This is a genomic window from Mesorhizobium sp. BR1-1-2, assembly GCF_020165435.1.
In the GTDB taxonomy this organism is placed as follows: domain Bacteria; phylum Pseudomonadota; class Alphaproteobacteria; order Rhizobiales; family Rhizobiaceae; genus Mesorhizobium.
Map to the genome: position 1 here is coordinate 163,273 of NZ_JAIUID010000002.1, position 15,760 is coordinate 179,032.

Below are 15,760 nucleotides of genomic sequence, written 5' to 3' on the forward strand. Positions count from 1 at the left end.
CACGGGACAGGAATCCGGGGACAGAGATGAAGCAGGCAGCGATAGCCGACGACCCCGAATTCACCGTGGTCGATTCCACGCTGATGAAGCGGGTATTCTACGCCTTCGCGGCACTCGCCCTGCTGTCGGTCGCAATCAGCCTTGGCGGCAAATGGGCCGGCCATTCGATCGCCATGGCCGGCTACACGGATGATGCGACGATGCGCAAGGTGGTGATCGGCAACAATGTCATCGCCGTGCCCGCCAATTTCATCCGTTTCGAGCAGGCGCGGCGCGACGGCATCGCCTCGCGGCTCGACCTCTATCTGCGCTACCCCCAGATGGATGGCTACAGCGAAGCTGCCCGCAGCGATTTCAATCACACGGGGCCAGCCAAAAGCATCGTCTTCCTGTCCTTCGAACAGCAGATGATGTCTCGCGACATGAGCGGACGTTTCGGGCCGATCTACAGCGCGCTGATCGTGCAGCCCGGCACGGCAGGTCCGGGCGGCACGACGATTTACGGTTTCAACGCGAAATCAGGTTACCTCAACGAGGTGCTCGTTGTCGGCAACCGGCCCGGCAAGGACCCATTCGTGGCCCGCTGCCTGAGTGGGCCGGCAGCCGAACAATCGCTGGCGCCTTGCGAGCGCGACATCCATGTCGGCGAGGATCTCAGCCTCACCTATCGCTTCCCGAAAGAATTTCTGGGGGATTGGCAGGCCCTTGACGCGGCAATCACCGCCGAGGCCGGGCGTGTCCTGAAGACGGGACATTGAGGGGAAGGCCGGCCGCGTTTGCGTCCGGCACCGCCACGGGATGGTGGGATCAGCCCAGATCGATGTCGAGGATCGCCATCGAGAAATTATAGTCGCCGTCATCCTCGTCCTTGAAGACGATGCCGAGGAATTCGTCGCCGACGTAGACTTCGGCCGAATCCTCTTTGCGCGGCCGTGCCTTGACCTCAAGCTTGGGGTTCTGGAAGACGCGCTTGAAATAGGCGTCCAGCTTTCTGATTTCGTCAGGCTTCAACAGTCTTCTCCGATCATCGGCTTGCTCGTTTGAACGGCGCTTCTGACACGTCGACGATGGCGATGTAAAGGCAAGCTCGCCGTATTGCACGGCAATCGGACCCGTCGGCGCGAGCAGTGCGAAACTCCGCGACGCCCCGCGGTGAAAATCAGATGTCGAAGCTGACGACCTGGTCCATCGTCTGCGACGGCAGAAGCTGGTCCATCTGGCGCGACGGCTGGTCACAACCGGTCTCGCCGACGACGCGAGCCGGCACGCCCGCGACCGTCTTGTTGTGCGGCACCGGCGAAAGCACCACCGAACCGGCTGCGATCTTGGAGCAATGGCCGATTTCGATGTTGCCGAGGATCTTGGCGCCGGCGCCGATCAGCACGCCACGACGGATCTTTGGGTGACGGTCGCCGCCGGCCTTGCCGGTGCCGCCGAGCGTGACACCGTGCAGGATCGACACGTCGTCCTCGATGACCGCTGTCTCGCCGACGACCAGACCGGTGGCGTGGTCGATGAAGATGCCCTTGCCGATGCGGGCCGCCGGATTGATATCGGTCTGGAAGACCGAAGACGAACGGCTTTGCAGATAGAGCGCAAAATCCTTGCGCCCTTGGTTCCACAGCCAATGCGCCAGCCTGTGGGTCTGGATGGCGTGAAACCCCTTGAAGTAGAGCACCGGCATGATGAAGCGGTCGCAGGCCGGGTCGCGGTCGTAATAGGCCTGGATATCGACACGCACGGTGGTCGGCCAATCCTTGTCGTCGGCCAACATCGACTTGAAGGTCTGGCGGATGAGATCGGAGCCTATGTCCTGGTGCGCCAACCGCTCGGCCAGCCGGTGGATGACTGCCTCCTCCAGGCTCTCCTGATTGAGGATGGTCGAATAGAGGAAGGCGGCGAGCAGCGGGTCGCGATTGACCGCGTCCATCGCTTCGTCACGGATCGAGCGCCAGATCGGATCGACCGGCTGCAACGCGCTGTGTCGGGAAATGCTGATGCTGTTCATCGACGTCGTCCTGCCGCCTTGCCTAATATCGGGCCGCACATATAAGCCAGATCATAGCACGATTGAACTCAATTTTCCTTAGTGCTTTGTCAAATGGATTTGGTTCGCGGGAATTCAAGCCGCCATGGAAAATGAACGCTTGCTCGACAATGCCCTCAAACGCGAGCTTTCCGCCCTCTATGAGGGAGAGGACCGCCATTACCACAACCTTGCCCATATCGAGGCGATGCTGGCGCTCGCCGGCCAATACCGGGAGCTGCTCGGCGATCCCGAAGCCGTCGAGGCGGCGATCTGGTTCCACGACGCCGTCTATGACAGCCGTGCCAAGGACAATGAGGCGCAAAGCGCGGCGCTCGCGGAGAAAAAGCTCGCGCACCGCCTCGACGCCGAGCGCCTCGGCCGCATCAGCGCCATGATCCTTGCCACCGCAACACATCAGCTGCCCGACTTCGAAGACACGGCCGCGGTGCGTGACGCCGCTCTTTTCCTGGACATGGATTTGTCTATCCTGGGCGCAGCGCCGGATGCATTCGATGCTTATGAGCGCGCGATCCGCGCCGAATATCAATGGGTGGAGGAGCCGATGTGGCGGGCCGGACGCGGCGCGGTGCTGAACAGCTTCCTGACACGCCCGCACATCTTCCACAGCGAGGAATTCCGCCGCCGCTTCGAGCGGCAGGCCAGGCTGAATCTCACCCGGTCGCTCGAAGCGCTGCAAAAACCGGCGTGATATTGGGCTTGTGCCTCAGGTTTTATCGGGCTCTTGCGCCGGGTCAAAGCGGATTTTCGGCGTAGAATTCCAGCACACGCCGCTTGAAGGTCTTGTCGCCAACAGCCAGCATGTGGTCGCGGCCCTCGATGTGGAAAGCCCTGGCATTGGGCATCAGCGCGGCAAGCTCGTCGGGCGAGCCGCCAATGTCGTCCGTGGTGCCGACGGCGATCAGCGTCGGCTGGGCGATCCGGGCAATGTCGTCCTCGCTCAGCAACTCGCGGGAGGTGGCGATGCAGGCCGCGAGCGCCCGACGGTCGCTGCGGGTCTGGTCAGCGAAGGCGCGAAACGAACGGCCGCGGGGATGGGTGGTCTGGGCCGGATCGTCGGCAAGAAGGGCTGCAGCGATCGGATCCCAATCGCCGACGCCGTCGATCATGCCGATGCCGAGACCGCCGAAAACCAGCGTCGCCACCTTGTCGGGATCGGACAGCGCCAGGAATGCCGCTATCCTCGCGCCCATCGAATAGCCCATGACATGGGCGCGCCCGATGCCGAGATGATCGAGCAGGGCAGCCGCGTCCGAGGCCATCCGGGCCGGGGTATAGTCTGCCTCTTCATAGCTTTTCGATGACGAGCCGTGGCCGCGATTGTCCAGCGCAATAGCGCGGTAGCCGGCATCGTTCAGCGTCTTGAACCAACCGGGCGAAACCCAGTTGACGTAGTGGCTGGAGGCAAAGCCATGGATCATCAGCACAGGATCTCCCCGGCCCGATCCCGGCTGGCGATCAAGGAAGGCGATGTCGAACCCGTCATGGGAAAAAAACTGCATCGGCTATACCGCCCGCGTCCTCAACCGCCACCGCCGTTCGGCGCATCGCCATTGTCCGATGGCGGCGTGCCGGGGCCCGATACGGTGCCGACGGCCGGATGGAGCACGAGGTCGCCATAGTCGATACCGTTCCTGGCGGCGGTGCCCGCCTTGAGCTCAAGCACGAAGCGCACCGGCACGCCAGGCGAAATCAGGGCCTGGGATTGCGGCTCACCGTGCTTGACCGCCCGGATCTTGCCATCCTGGCCGATAAAAATCAGGTCAAGCGGCATCGGCGTGTTCTGCATCCAGAAATTGACCTGCTGCTGCATATCGAAGACGAACAACATACCGTGATCGTCCGCCATATCCTGGCGATACATCAAGCCAGCCTCGCGTTCAGCGTCGGTGTCGGCGATTTCGATGGAAAAGGAGCGATCCCCGTCTTTCGTCGCCACGACCAGCGGCATCGGGTCGACCGGCAGGATCATCACCCGGCTGTCGGCCGCCGTCGGTGTGGGCGAATAGAAATAGGCGCCCACGGCGACGATGACGGCAGCCAGGACGCACATTGCGCCCGCCGTCAGCCAGTTCCTATGTGTCATGCGAAAATCCTCGGCAACCGCCCTAATGCGCGACCGGCAAGGTTCCCATATCGGGGTGGATTTCGGCAGCCATAAGGCCTTTGTCGCCACGCCCGAAGCGGACAAGCACGACCTGCCCCGGCCGAAGCTCGGTGATGCCGTAGCGACGCAAGGTCTCCATATGGACGAAGATGTCCTCAGTGCCCTCGCCCCGGGTCAGGAAACCAAACCCCTTGGTGCGGTTGAACCACTTCACCAAGGCACGTTCCAGCCCGCTTTCGGGTGTCACCGAGACATGGGTGCGCTGTTCCTGCATTTCGGCGGGATGGACCGCTGTGGTGACATCCATCGAGAGAACCCGAAAAGCCTGCAATCCGCGCTCGCCCTGCTTAACGAGACAGACAACGCGCGCTCCCTCCAGAGCAGTCTGGAAACCATCCCGTCTAAGGCATGTCACATGGAGGAGGATGTCGCCTGAAACGCCGTCATCCGGGAGGATGAAGCCATAGCCCTTGGCTACATCGAACCACTTGATGGCGCCGGATATTTCGGTCAGATCGACGGCATCGCCGCCTTCGTCGCGCTTCATGGCGTCGCCAAGGGTTTCGGACCGCCCCGTCAAAGAGGCCTTTTCCCCCATAAGAATGCCCCCTTTTTTCAAGAACACCGCAACTGATTCTTGACACCAGATTAACACTGCGGCTTCCGGTGTGTGCAAGACCTGACGTGCCTTTTTTCACGGTTCATTATGCGAATACCGGATTTGTTCTTTGGCGGCGCCGGCGGCCGCCTGGGATTTGCCCTTTGGACGGCCCGCGCCTATGTTGCGCCGCAACCCAACAAGTCGAGGAAATCACATGCGCTATCTGCACACCATGGTCCGCGTCGCCGACATCGATGCTTCGCTCGATTTCTACTGCAACAAGCTCGGCTTGAGGGAAGTGCGCCGCTACGAGAACGAGCAGGGCCGCTATACGCTGATCTTCCTGGCCGCGCCGGAAGACGAGCAAAGCGGCATCGACGAGAAAGCACCGCTGGTCGAGCTCACCTACAATTGGGACCCGGAAGACTACAAGGGCGGCCGCAATTTCGGCCACCTCGCCTATGAGGTCGACGACATCTACGCCACTTGCCAGCGGCTGATGGACAGCGGCGTCACCATCAACCGGCCGCCGCGCGACGGCAACATGGCTTTCGTCAGGTCGCCTGACGGCATCTCGATCGAACTTCTGCAGAAAGGTCCGGCGAAGACAAAGGCCGAACCATGGGCGTCGATGCCGAACACCGGAAGCTGGTGATCGATCACCTTTTCGAGCGGTCGGCAGCCGGCCTATGGCGGCGGGCGAGGTTGCGCCTATCTATGCGGCGATAGCGCCCGCCTCGCAAGCGGGCGCCGTTTCGTGCGTTTCACCCTCGGAGATCCCTTCATGACGATCAGCCATGCCGATGTCACCACCGCACATGCAAGCCGTTATCTGCAGCAATTGTGCAAACATTGGGCCCACAAATTCCCCGTGGAATTCGATCCCAATCATGGCGCCATCGACCTTTCGCTCGGCCGCACCATCATGGATGCCGATGGAGCTGCGCTGCACATCACCGTATCGAGCGACGACCCCGGCTCCATCGAGCGCCTCGAAAGCGTCGTCGCCGACCACATCAAACGCTTTGCGTTTCGCGAGGAGCTGACGTTCGACTGGAAACGCGCCGAGGCGGCATAGGCCCTTCTCTGCGCATTACGGCAGGCATCAATCAGCCGCCGCCGGCTTGCCGGCCATCTCCAGCAGCGCCAGCACGGAGCGCCAGTTGCGCGCCGTGCCCGGTACCTTCAGCACGCGTGGAATGAGATTGGCAAACACCGATTTGCCGAGCCCCTCGGGTGCGTGCAGATAAAGCACGTCGCCCTTGACCTCGAACCGCTCCGGACCCGTACATCTTTCGGCCAGCCGCGCCGCCTCCTCGGCGGTCGGCGCGCGCTCCAGCGCATACGCGTGCAGCTTGGTCGGCTCCTCGGCAATCTCCGGATAGGGATTTTTCCGGACCAGCCGTTCGAGCCAGCCGAGATCGCGTACCATGATGCGCGAATGAAAACCCCATTTCTCCTCGAAAGCCGCTTCGATCTGTTTGGTCAGCGCGGCGGCGTCACCTTCCTTGGTTCGGAACACCGCATTGCCGCTCTGCACGTAGGTAGCGACATCGCAAAACCCGAGATCCTCGAAGAACGCCCGCAACTCGGCCATCCTGACGATGCGGTTGCCGCCGACGTTGATGCCTGAAAACAGGGCTATGAAGACGTTTCCGCTCATATGATGAACCCGGCCAATGTCTCGTTGTCGGTGATGTCTTGATACTGGACGCCTTCGGCCTCGAAATTCGCTTTCAGCAGGTCGAAATTGCGGCGAGCCTTGGTTTCGATGCCGATCAGAACCGAGCCGAAATTGCGTGCTGACTTCTTCAGATATTCGAACCGGGCGATGTCGTCGTCCGGCCCCAGCATTTCAAGGAAGTCGCGCAGCGCGCCCGGCCGCTGCGGAAAACGGATGATGAAGTATTTCTTCAGGCCCTCGAAGCGCAGTGCCCGTTCCTTGACGTCCGGCAGCCGTTCGAAATCGAAATTTCCACCCGAAACCACGGCCACGATGGTCTTTCCGCGGATTTCCTTCCTGGAAAAATCCTTCAGCGCATCGATAGCCAGCGCGCCGGCCGGTTCCAGCACCACGCCCTCGACATTGAGCATCTCGATCATGGTCGCGCAGAGCCGGTTTTCCGGGATCAGCCGCACCGTCTCGGCGGCAAAGTCCTTGAGATGCCGCAGGGGCTCACGGCCGATTTCGGCGACCGCCGCGCCGTCGACGAAATTGTCGACCTTGGCGAGCTTGAGCCGTTTTCCCGCCGCAAGGCTCTCGCGCAGGCTTGGCGCCCCTGCCGGTTCGCAAAAGACGAAGCGCGCCTCACGCCCCTGATCGGCGAAGTAGTGCGTCACCCCTGCGGCCAGACCTCCGCCGCCGACCGGCAGCATGACGAGATCGGGCATACGCGCGCCGGGCATCTGGTTGGCGATCTCATAGGCGACCGTCGCCTGCCCCTCGATGATGTCCTTATGGTCGAAGGGCGGCACCATATGGGCGCCGGCGCTTTCGGTGAATTCGATGGCGGCGCGATAGCAATCGTCGAAGAAATCGCCGACTAGCCTGATCTCGACGAAGTCGCCGCCGAACAGCCGCGTCTTGTCGATCTTCTGCTGCGGCGTCGTTACCGGCATGAACACAACCCCCTTTTTGCCGAAATGGCGGCAGACGAAGGCGAAACCCTGCGCATGGTTGCCAGCGGAAGCGCAGACGAACAGTTCGGCCTGGTTGCCCTCGCCCAGTGCCTTGCGGAAGAGGTTGAAGGCGCCGCGGATCTTGTAGGATCGCACCGGGCTCAGGTCCTCGCGCTTCAAAAGCACCCGCGCGCCGGTCTTCTTCGACAGGTAGTCGTTCTCCTGCAGCGGCGTTTCCGGAAAGATCCGGCGGATCGCGGAAGCAGCGGTGGCAACACGGGAAGAGAAGCTGGTCATCGGAAAGCCACCTTGAACGCATGTCGTTTGGGAATGTCTATCATCGATCGGCCGCGGAACGTCCGTTTGCCGCGAGCCTAGCCGTCGAGCATCCCGGTTCCGTCTATTGCACAGGCTGCCCCCTGAAGCCATTGCCCCGTCATTCATGCACCCATGCGGGGGGCGTTCGTGACATGCTTGCAGTCAGTTGGGGGCGTTGGTTCATGCCGTGCATCGGCCAGCTTGAAATCGATGCGGGTGCCAAGGCCCGTCGGGGCCCGCCCTGATGCCAATCTGGCTTTCGTGCAACACTGCGGCGGCGGTCGCTGTACGCCGACCGCTTTTCGGCTGGGCACGACTTACTTCCGCCGCACTTGCGCTGTCGGGGGAGACTTCGCGGAGGCGATTGGCCTTTCGGGCCGGAGTGGAATTTCAGACGTGCCGTTGAAGACGATTTTTGCCATTGGCCTAACCTTGCTTGTCGCGGGCTGCGCGGGACAGCAGACCCAGGAACTGCTCGGCAGCGCCATCGTGGCAGCGCCGGTAACCGAGATCGCCGGGAATCACAGCATCTTCATCGCCACCACGCGCAAGAAGTCCGACGATCCGAACAAGGTCTTCGATGGCGAGCGATCGGCCACGCTGAATTATGCCCGCGTCAACGTTACCGTTCCCGGCATCCACCAGACCGGGCAGATCGAACGCCGCTCGCGCGGCAAGTCGAACGATCCGGCCAAGTATTTCATGGCCTCCGAGGTCGTCGGCTACGACACCCAGCCGAAATTCGCCAATGCGCTGAGTGCTGACATCGCGGCGCGCGGCGACCGCGTCATGGTCTTCGTCCATGGCTACAACACCGGCTTTGACGACGCCGTTTACCGCCTGACCCAGATCGTCCACGATTCCGGCTATCCCGGCACACCCGTGCTGTTTTCCTGGGCATCCGGCGCCAAGACCACCGACTATGTCTACGACAAGGAAAGCGCCAGCGCCGCGCGCGACCAGCTCGAAGTGACGTTGCGCATGCTGGCGCAGACCGGCGCGCGGCGCATCGATATCGTCGCCCATTCGATGGGAACCTGGGTGACCATGGAGACGCTGCGCCAGCTCGCCATCACCGGCGACCGTGATCTCGGCGGCAAGCTCGGCGACGTCGTGCTTGCATCGCCCGACATCGATGTCGACGTGTTCAAGAGCCAGATGCGCCGGTATGGCAAACCCAACAAGCCGTTCATCCTGTTGTTGTCCGATGACGACCGCGCGCTCAGGCTCTCCGGCCTGATTGCCGGCGCACGGCCGCGTGTCGGCGACTACAAGGACGCCGCCGACCTTGCATCCTACGGCGTAACGGTCGTCGACCTCTCCAAGATCAAGGGAGCGGACAGTTTCAACCATACGAAATTCGCCGACAATCCCGCGCTGGTGAAGATGATCGGCCAACGGCTGCGCGAAGACGATGGATTTGCCAGCGACCGCGACGTGACCGACCGCATCAGCCTGCTCGGGCAATAGATGCATCGCCGCGGCTTCGCATGGCCCGCTCGGCCTTGCGACGGTGTCGACCAACTTTGAACTGGACCGCGCCGGCCTCTGGCCTTATCGAAATATCCAGCGACGTCACGCGTTTGACGTCCTCCTTTGCGGGAGCCGGCGTGTGACGGTGCATTCGAAGAGTTTCATCGTCATTGCGTTCGCGCTGCTGGTCTCAGGCTGCGCCGGCCGAAACACGCACGATCTGCTGAACAGGACGACGGTTGCCGTACCCGCGTCCGACATCGCGGCCACCCACGAGATATTCGTCGCCACCACCCGCCAGAAGGCGACGAAGAACCCGCGGCAGGTGTTCGACGGCGATCGCTCCTTGACCACCAGCTTCGCCCGGGTCGACGTCACCGTGCCGAAAAGCCATAAGGTCGGCATGATCGAGCGTGTCCGAGGGTCTGCCAACAGCAATCCAGCCAAGGATTTCACCGCCAAGGATGTCGCGTTCTATGCGGATGCGCCGCAATTCGCCAAGGCGGTCGGTGCCGACATCGCCATGCGCGGCGACCGTGCGCTGGTTTTCGTGCACGGGTTCAACAATGGTTTCGACGACGGCATCTACCGGCTGACGCAGATCGCGCACGACACGAAATATCCGGGCACGCCGGTGCTGTTCTCCTGGGCCTCGAGCGGCAAGACGACGGGCTACATCTACGACAAGGAGAGCGCCAACGCGGCGCGTGACGACCTCGAGGCAACGCTCAGGATGCTGGCCAAGACGCGGGCCAAGAGCATCGACATCGTCGCCCATTCGATGGGAACATGGGTGACCATGGAGGCGCTGCGCCAGCTTGCCATCACCGGCGACCGCGATCTCGACGGCAAGCTTGGTTATGTCATCCTGGCGTCGCCCGACATCGACGTCGACGTGTTCAAGAAACAGATGATCCGCTACGGCAAGCCGGACAAACCCTTCGCCATCCTGCTTTCCGCGGACGACCGGGCGCTCAAATTGTCTTCCCTGATCTCGGGCGACAAGCCCCGCGTCGGCGACTATGGCGATGCGGCCGATCTCGCCAGCTATGGCGTGTCTGTGGTCGATCTCAGCCAGACCAAGGGTGGCGACCGGCTGAACCACGCCAAATTCGCCGACAATCCGATTCTGGTTCAGTTGCTCGGCGACCGGCTGCGGGCCCCGGCCGGCCTGGCATCGGACGAACCTCCAGTGCAGCTCAACAATCTCGGCCAAGGCCTCGGCAAGGCCGTAGGCTCGGTTGCCGAGATCGTCATCACCACGCCGTTCAAGGTGCTGACGATCGCCACCGGCGGATGAGCGAAGCGACCGCAACTGCTCTTATACGAAGAGGTCGACCTTCTGGAAGGTCGTCACGTCTATCAGGCCGACATCGGAGATCCTGAGCTCCGGAATGACGACCAGCGCCAGCAGCGAGTGCTGCATGTAGGCGTTGTTCAGCGAGCAGCCCATCTGGCGCATGGCCTCGGTCAATTTGTCGGCCTTGGCCGCGACGATTTCGGCCCGCTCGTCCGACATCAGCCCGGCGATCGGCATTTCGACCAGCGCCAGTTCCTTACCCTTGGAAAACAGCACGACGCCGCCACCGACCTCGCCCAGTCGGTTGACCGCCAGCGCCATATCCCGCTTGTTGGTGCCGACGACGATGATGTGGTGGGCATCATGCGCCACGCTCGACGCCATCGCGCAATCGCCGATGTAGCCGAAGCCGGAGACAAAGGCATTGGTGACGCCGCCGGTACCCTTGTGACGCTCGACCAGCGCGATCTGGCAGACGTCATTGCGGCGATCCATGGCGACCAGCCCGTCCTCGACGGCGAGATCCGCTTCCAGCGCCCGCGTCGGTGCCTGATTTTCGATGACCCCGATAACCCGGACCCGGACTTCGTTCGCGCCCTTGGGTGCCGTGATGTCGAAATCGTGGGCCTTCAGCTTCTTGCCGAGCTTGACGGTGTTCTTCGCCGCCTTGGGATAGTCGTAGACCGGAATGTCGATGTCGAGCTTGCCGGCCCTGGCCAGCCTGACGCCGCGCGCATAGACCTCGTCCATGGTCATTTCGGCGAGATCCGAGACGATCAAAAAGTCAGCCAGCCGCCCCGGCGCGATCGATCCGATCTCGCGCTCCAGCCGGAAATGCTGAGCGGTGTTGAGCGTCGCCATCTGGATCGCGGTCACTGGTTTCAAGCCCTGGCTGATGGCGTGACGGACCACGCGGTCCATATGCCCTTCATGAACCAAGGTGCCGGAATGGCTGTCGTCGGTGCACAGGATGAAATTGCGCGGATCGATGCCGCTCTCGGTGACCGCCTTGATCTGCGAGGCGACGTCGTACCAGGCCGAGCCCAGCCGAAGCATCGCCTTCATCCCCTGCCGCACGCGAGCGATGGCATCCTCGGCGCGCGTGCCCTCATGGTCGTCCTCCGGGCCGCCGGCGACATAGCCGTGGAACGGCAGGCCGAGATCGCGCGAGGCATAGTGCCCGCCGACGGTCTTGCCGGCTTTCACCGTCGCGGCGATCTCGCCCGACATCACTGGATCGTTGGCGGCGACGCCGGGGAAATTCATCACCTCGCCCAGCCCGATGATATTTTCCCAGCCCATCGCCTCGGCGACGTCGGCGACCGTTAGTTCGGCGCCGGCATGTTCGAGCCCGGGGGCCGAGGGCACGCAGGATGGCATCTGGACATGCACGTTGATCGGCATAGCGACGGCCTCGTCATGCATCAGCCGCACGCCGGGCAGGCCGAGCACATTGGCGATCTCGTGCGGATCGATGAACATCGAAGTCGTGCCGTGCGGGATCACCGCGCGGCAGAATTCGGTCACCGTCACCATGCCGCTCTCGACATGCATGTGCGCGTCGCAAAGGCCGGGCACCAGATAGCGCCCGCCGGCATCTACCACCTTGGTGCCCTGCCCGATGGCGTGGCCGGCATTCGGACCGCAATAAGCGAAACGGCCGCCGGCAATGGCGATGTCGGTGCCGGGGATGATCTCGCCCGAATGGACGTTCACCCAGCGTCCATTGCGAATGACGAGATCGGCGGGTTTCCTGCCCATCGCGACGTCGACCAGATGCGTCGCCATTTCGGTCCAGGGTTTCGGTTTCGTCGCATGCGCCGCCGGCTTCTTTGCCATGAAGGAACTCCCGTTTGCGTGACTGTGCCAAGCCGACAGCATTTTGACCAGCCTCACACTTTTCCTAAAATTGCTCCAAGGTTTTACGCAATTCCGAACGGAATGGCGGGGCCTCTGGCCCCTTTATCGAAGGCCGAAGGAGAGCGTAAATCGGCCGCACAGAAATCCGATACCGTTTTGCCGCAAATCGGGCTACCGTGCCCGCCAGGATCTTTCCAGCTCTTCGTTCGGGGAGTTCGATGCGCCGCCTAGCGCTTGTAAGTGCTGGTTTTCTTGCCGCTCTGGCCGCCCCGGCTTTCGCAGCCGAGCCTGTGGCCGATGTGCCGATGACCGCGCCCGGTTTCGACTGGACCGGCGACTATGCCGGCCTGCAAGGCGGTTATGGCTGGGGCAGTTCCGACATTTCGGGAACCGAGGGCGAGCCGTTTGCCGCCTCGCCAGACCTCGACGGCGGTTTCGTCGGTGGCCATGTCGCCGGTCTGTGGCAATTCGACCAGGCGGTGCTCGGCGCCGAAGCAGAGCTCAACTATTCCTCGGCAAAGGGCGCCGAAGAACTGGGCGCGGGAAATCTGCTCGGCACGGATGTCAAGTGGTTCGGTTCCATCAATGCCAAGGCCGGCTATGCGATGGACCGGTTCCTGATCTACGGCATCGGCGGCATCGCCTTTGCCGGTATCGAAACCTCGCAAAATGCCGGCACCTCGTTCGACAACACGCGAACCAGCGTCGGTTGGACGGTTGGCGCCGGGGTCGACTATGCCCTTACCGACAAGTTCGTCGTCGGGGCGCAGTATCGCTACTACGATTTCAGCAAGGAGCACTTCGATGCTCCGGACGATTTTCTCGACCGCGACCAGAATGTGAAGCTGAACACGGTCGGCATCAATCTGAGCTACAAGTTCTGAGCCCCGGCAGGATCTGGTCCGATGTCGCAGGTCCGCGACGGCAATTCGGAAAACTGAGGGGCCGGCGTCCCCCAGTGGGCGGGGGGATGGGTTGGGGCTGGTGGACGCCGGCCTGGACGGATCAGATCCGCCGCGCAAACACCCTATCATTGCTCGCGGCGCGCGGAATTGCGCGATCGCACCAGTATCGTCACGCCCGCTTGTCTGAACGCGACCGCGCAGGAGCTTGACGCCGCGTGCGGTCATGCTCCTGCCCTCGCGCAAAGGCGCGCATCGCCCATGGCAACGCCCTCGCCCGATTGCACGGCGCACCCTTTGAGGAATTGCATCGAGAAGAGGGCCGTCGAGCCGCAAGTGAGGACGAAGGTCCAAGAACATCCGCCAGACCTTGGTCTGAATACCTACAGCAGAGGTCCGATCCGCTCTCCTGCGAGGAACGTACTCGCACGCCTTCCATTTGTTGGACGGGTGCAGCAACGGTCCCTTCATGCGCCCATGAGAGCAGGGGTCACCGATCAAACCGTACCCCAAACAGTTGGCGGCCCCTGCTCATTTCGAAGGCAGAAAGCTCAATCGAGATCTCGTGCGGCTTGGGCTGCCGTGAACGTAGCCGAGGGATCCGAAAGATGGAGAACACTGATGAAAGCGACTCTTTTGACAAGTGCCATGGCGCTCATTTTCGTTGCGATGCCGATCGTCGCTTCGGCGGCAGAGGCCGATGTCGTCATCAAAACCCACCGCCACCATCACCGCCACGTGGCCGTGATAAACGATCAAGGGCAGCGCCTCCATCATCGGCGCCATGGCACAGTGGCTTTCTATGACCAAGGTCGTCGGCATCATCATCGCCACGACACCGTCGTCGTAACGGGCTCTATCGAACACCGTCACCATCGGCATCACCCGGTGGTGATCGACAACAGCGACTACTAATGTTGTGCAGTTCGGCCCGGCTGATCGCCAACCCGCCGGGCCGTCCAGGAAGCGGCGGGCTGACAACAACGGGATGCGGCGCTCGTCCCCACAACAACGCCTCGCCAGCCTGGGCTAGCGGAGGTCGAGGCTGAAGAAGCGAGGCCGCCTTTCCTATCAAGTGGGCGCCAGTAGAAAATAAAGGCTGGCGACCAGCGTTGATGTCCAGCAAATCGCCATTACCACGACCATCTTGGTCGCGAAGCGCTCCGCTCTCGCGCAAAGCGCGTTGGCGACGTCGTCGCTCTCGATAACGTCCAACAGCGGGTCGGTGAAGATTTCGGCGCCAGCCATGTGATTGTCATTGGCAGGGATCTCCACACGATCGTGGCCATCAGTTTTGATGGAGCCAGGGGTCATGCTTAACCTCACGAAGCGTCGGATTGACATCAGCCACCGTTCGACGGAGCGGCGGGCGTTGCCGGCTTCGCCGGTGCGGGCGTGGGAGGTACCCCGACTTTGGGAGCATCAAACTTGACGTCGATGTCTTTTCCGCCGCCACCGACATTTATCACGCCCATGAAGATGAGCAGGACAACAATCGCAACAATCGCGAGTACTAGGGCCACGGCAGCGCCGCCACCGCCAGATTTACCACCGTGGGGCGAGCTGCCATGATCGGCCTCCTCTGGAAGATCAGCAGCAAACGCAACGCACGCTTCCTACCGGCAGTTCCACTGCTAGGGCTTCGGTCCTATTGGACATGCGACTAAAGGTCAGGTCATAGCGCGCAAAAGCCCCAAACTTACGGTTGTTCGGAACCCACCCGTCTAAAAGCGATTGCCTGACAGGCCATCGAACGATGGTTCCTGATCGATGGCCTGCATTGGGAGCCCCTGCCAAATTCCTGGCAATCCGCCGGGCGCCCACCGCTCTTCGCGCCAAGCTCAACGAGAAAGAAAGGAAGCAACAATGAGAACCGATCTTGCAACCATCGCAGCGGGAATTCTGCTGCTTACCGGCATCGGTGCCGCCGCCGCACAGGATGTGGTCATTCAGCCGCAGGACGAGACAGTCATACAGGAGTACGTCAAGAAAGAGCCTCTGGCCTCGGTCAAGGTTCCCGGTGTGGAACTCAATGTCGGGACCGCCCTGCCCGACACGGTCGAGCTCCATGAAGTTCCCAACGTCAAATATCGCTATGTCGTCGTGGACAATCGCACGGTTATCGTGGATCCCGGCACGCGCAAGATCGTAAAGATCCTCCAGTGAGCGATTGAACGCACGGTCCGCCGCTTCAAGGCGGCGGACCGTGGCGACATTCGCCGAGAACCTATTGCCGGACGGCACGCCTCGGTGCGCGCTCGCCGAGCCGAAAAGACCCGCCAGGCAGTTTCCGCTGATGGCGCCTAGGCCCTGCCGACCGCTCAAGTAGAGCCAAGGTTGGTGCGGACGACGGGAATCGAACCCGTACGATCAGAGATCGAGGGATTTTAAGTCCCTTGCGTCTACCAATTCCGCCACGTCCGCGCGCCTTTCGTTTCAACTACCTAGGCGATCTCGTCAATCGGTGTCATGCAGTCCCGAAAAAGCGTTGTGCAAAAAAAGTTCGTTTTCATCCGCCCCGCACCCGATTCTT

General features: G+C 62.0%; 18 protein-coding genes and 1 tRNA gene. 9 read left to right on the forward strand and 10 right to left on the reverse strand.

Annotation, left to right across the window (positions count from 1 at the left end; all coding sequences use genetic code 11):
• The first annotated feature begins 26 nt into the window (after window positions 1-26).
• Complete coding sequence (locus LB551_RS04080; protein WP_224658295.1) at window positions 27-758, forward strand: hypothetical protein; 732 nt, start codon at window positions 27-29, stop codon at window positions 756-758.
• A 49-nt stretch (window positions 759-807) separates the two neighbouring features.
• Here LB551_RS04080 and LB551_RS04085 read toward each other — a convergent pair whose 3' ends face one another.
• The gene (locus tag LB551_RS04085; protein WP_019857879.1) at window positions 808-1,011 is read right to left on the reverse strand and encodes a DUF3126 family protein; all 204 of its coding nucleotides are present in this window, start codon (window positions 1,009-1,011) and stop codon (window positions 808-810) included.
• A gap of 148 nt (window positions 1,012-1,159) precedes the next feature.
• Window positions 1,160-2,008 (reverse strand): serine O-acetyltransferase, encoded by an 849-nt coding sequence (cysE, locus tag LB551_RS04090; protein ID WP_140493699.1) that lies wholly within the window; start codon window positions 2,006-2,008, stop codon window positions 1,160-1,162.
• Between the two features lie 124 nt (window positions 2,009-2,132).
• On the opposite strand from cysE, the gene LB551_RS04095 reads away from it, so the two are divergent.
• Window positions 2,133-2,738, forward strand: coding sequence for a hypothetical protein (locus LB551_RS04095; protein ID WP_224658296.1), 606 nt, complete (start codon window positions 2,133-2,135; stop codon window positions 2,736-2,738).
• Window positions 2,739-2,781: 43 nt separating this feature from the next.
• Here LB551_RS04095 and LB551_RS04100 read toward each other — a convergent pair whose 3' ends face one another.
• The 3 genes from LB551_RS04100 to LB551_RS04110 are packed head-to-tail and all read right to left on the reverse strand — an operon-like array spanning window position 2,782 to window position 4,701.
• Window positions 2,782-3,549: an alpha/beta fold hydrolase gene (locus LB551_RS04100; RefSeq protein ID WP_224622319.1), complete on the reverse strand. Its 768-nt coding sequence runs from the start codon at window positions 3,547-3,549 to the stop codon at window positions 2,782-2,784.
• A gap of 20 nt (window positions 3,550-3,569) precedes the next feature.
• Window positions 3,570-4,133, reverse strand: a complete 564-nt coding sequence (locus LB551_RS04105) for a DUF192 domain-containing protein (protein ID WP_224658298.1) — start codon at window positions 4,131-4,133, stop codon at window positions 3,570-3,572.
• Window positions 4,134-4,155: 22 nt separating this feature from the next.
• Window positions 4,156-4,701, reverse strand: a complete 546-nt coding sequence (locus LB551_RS04110) for a cold-shock protein (protein ID WP_181165163.1) — start codon at window positions 4,699-4,701, stop codon at window positions 4,156-4,158.
• Between the two features lie 268 nt (window positions 4,702-4,969).
• Between LB551_RS04110 and gloA the strand changes: the two genes are divergently transcribed.
• Window positions 4,970-5,410: a lactoylglutathione lyase gene (gene gloA, locus LB551_RS04115; protein WP_224658300.1), complete on the forward strand. Its 441-nt coding sequence runs from the start codon at window positions 4,970-4,972 to the stop codon at window positions 5,408-5,410.
• A 129-nt stretch (window positions 5,411-5,539) separates the two neighbouring features.
• Window positions 5,540-5,833: a DUF2218 domain-containing protein gene (locus LB551_RS04120; RefSeq protein WP_140522099.1), complete on the forward strand. Its 294-nt coding sequence runs from the start codon at window positions 5,540-5,542 to the stop codon at window positions 5,831-5,833.
• A 27-nt stretch (window positions 5,834-5,860) separates the two neighbouring features.
• Here the strand turns inward: LB551_RS04120 and LB551_RS04125 are convergent, their stop codons facing one another.
• Window positions 5,861-6,418: a DUF1697 domain-containing protein gene (locus tag LB551_RS04125; RefSeq protein WP_224658302.1), complete on the reverse strand. Its 558-nt coding sequence runs from the start codon at window positions 6,416-6,418 to the stop codon at window positions 5,861-5,863.
• Entirely contained in the window at window positions 6,415-7,671 is a 1,257-nt protein-coding gene (gene ilvA, locus LB551_RS04130; RefSeq protein WP_224658304.1) for a threonine ammonia-lyase IlvA, read from the reverse strand. The genes LB551_RS04125 and ilvA overlap by 4 nt, the downstream gene beginning before the upstream one ends.
• A gap of 417 nt (window positions 7,672-8,088) precedes the next feature.
• Here ilvA and LB551_RS04135 point away from each other — a divergent pair, with 417 nt between their 5' ends.
• Both LB551_RS04135 and LB551_RS04140 read left to right on the forward strand, forming a co-directional pair.
• A complete protein-coding gene (locus LB551_RS04135; protein WP_140548794.1) occupies window positions 8,089-9,162 on the forward strand; it encodes an alpha/beta hydrolase in 1,074 nt (357 codons plus the stop codon).
• Window positions 9,163-9,304: 142 nt separating this feature from the next.
• The gene (locus LB551_RS04140) at window positions 9,305-10,465 is read left to right on the forward strand and encodes an alpha/beta hydrolase (protein ID WP_140548796.1); all 1,161 of its coding nucleotides are present in this window, start codon (window positions 9,305-9,307) and stop codon (window positions 10,463-10,465) included.
• Between the two features lie 21 nt (window positions 10,466-10,486).
• Here LB551_RS04140 and ade read toward each other — a convergent pair whose 3' ends face one another.
• Window positions 10,487-12,304, reverse strand: coding sequence for an adenine deaminase (gene ade, locus LB551_RS04145; RefSeq protein WP_224658305.1), 1,818 nt, complete (start codon window positions 12,302-12,304; stop codon window positions 10,487-10,489).
• Between the two features lie 239 nt (window positions 12,305-12,543).
• Between ade and LB551_RS04150 the strand changes: the two genes are divergently transcribed.
• Window positions 12,544-13,209, forward strand: a complete 666-nt coding sequence (locus LB551_RS04150; RefSeq protein ID WP_224658307.1) for an outer membrane protein — start codon at window positions 12,544-12,546, stop codon at window positions 13,207-13,209.
• A gap of 639 nt (window positions 13,210-13,848) precedes the next feature.
• Window positions 13,849-14,142: a hypothetical protein gene (locus tag LB551_RS04155; RefSeq protein WP_140548802.1), complete on the forward strand. Its 294-nt coding sequence runs from the start codon at window positions 13,849-13,851 to the stop codon at window positions 14,140-14,142.
• A gap of 156 nt (window positions 14,143-14,298) precedes the next feature.
• On the opposite strand, the gene LB551_RS04160 is transcribed toward LB551_RS04155, so the two are convergent.
• Window positions 14,299-14,541, reverse strand: a complete 243-nt coding sequence (locus tag LB551_RS04160) for a hypothetical protein (RefSeq protein ID WP_224658308.1) — start codon at window positions 14,539-14,541, stop codon at window positions 14,299-14,301.
• Window positions 14,542-15,093: 552 nt separating this feature from the next.
• Between LB551_RS04160 and LB551_RS04165 the strand changes: the two genes are divergently transcribed.
• Complete coding sequence (locus LB551_RS04165; RefSeq protein ID WP_224658310.1) at window positions 15,094-15,393, forward strand: DUF1236 domain-containing protein; 300 nt, start codon at window positions 15,094-15,096, stop codon at window positions 15,391-15,393.
• Window positions 15,394-15,565: 172 nt separating this feature from the next.
• Here the strand turns inward: LB551_RS04165 and LB551_RS04170 are convergent.
• Window positions 15,566-15,651, reverse strand: a tRNA-Leu gene (locus LB551_RS04170).
• Between the last annotated feature and the right edge of the window lie 109 nt (window positions 15,652-15,760).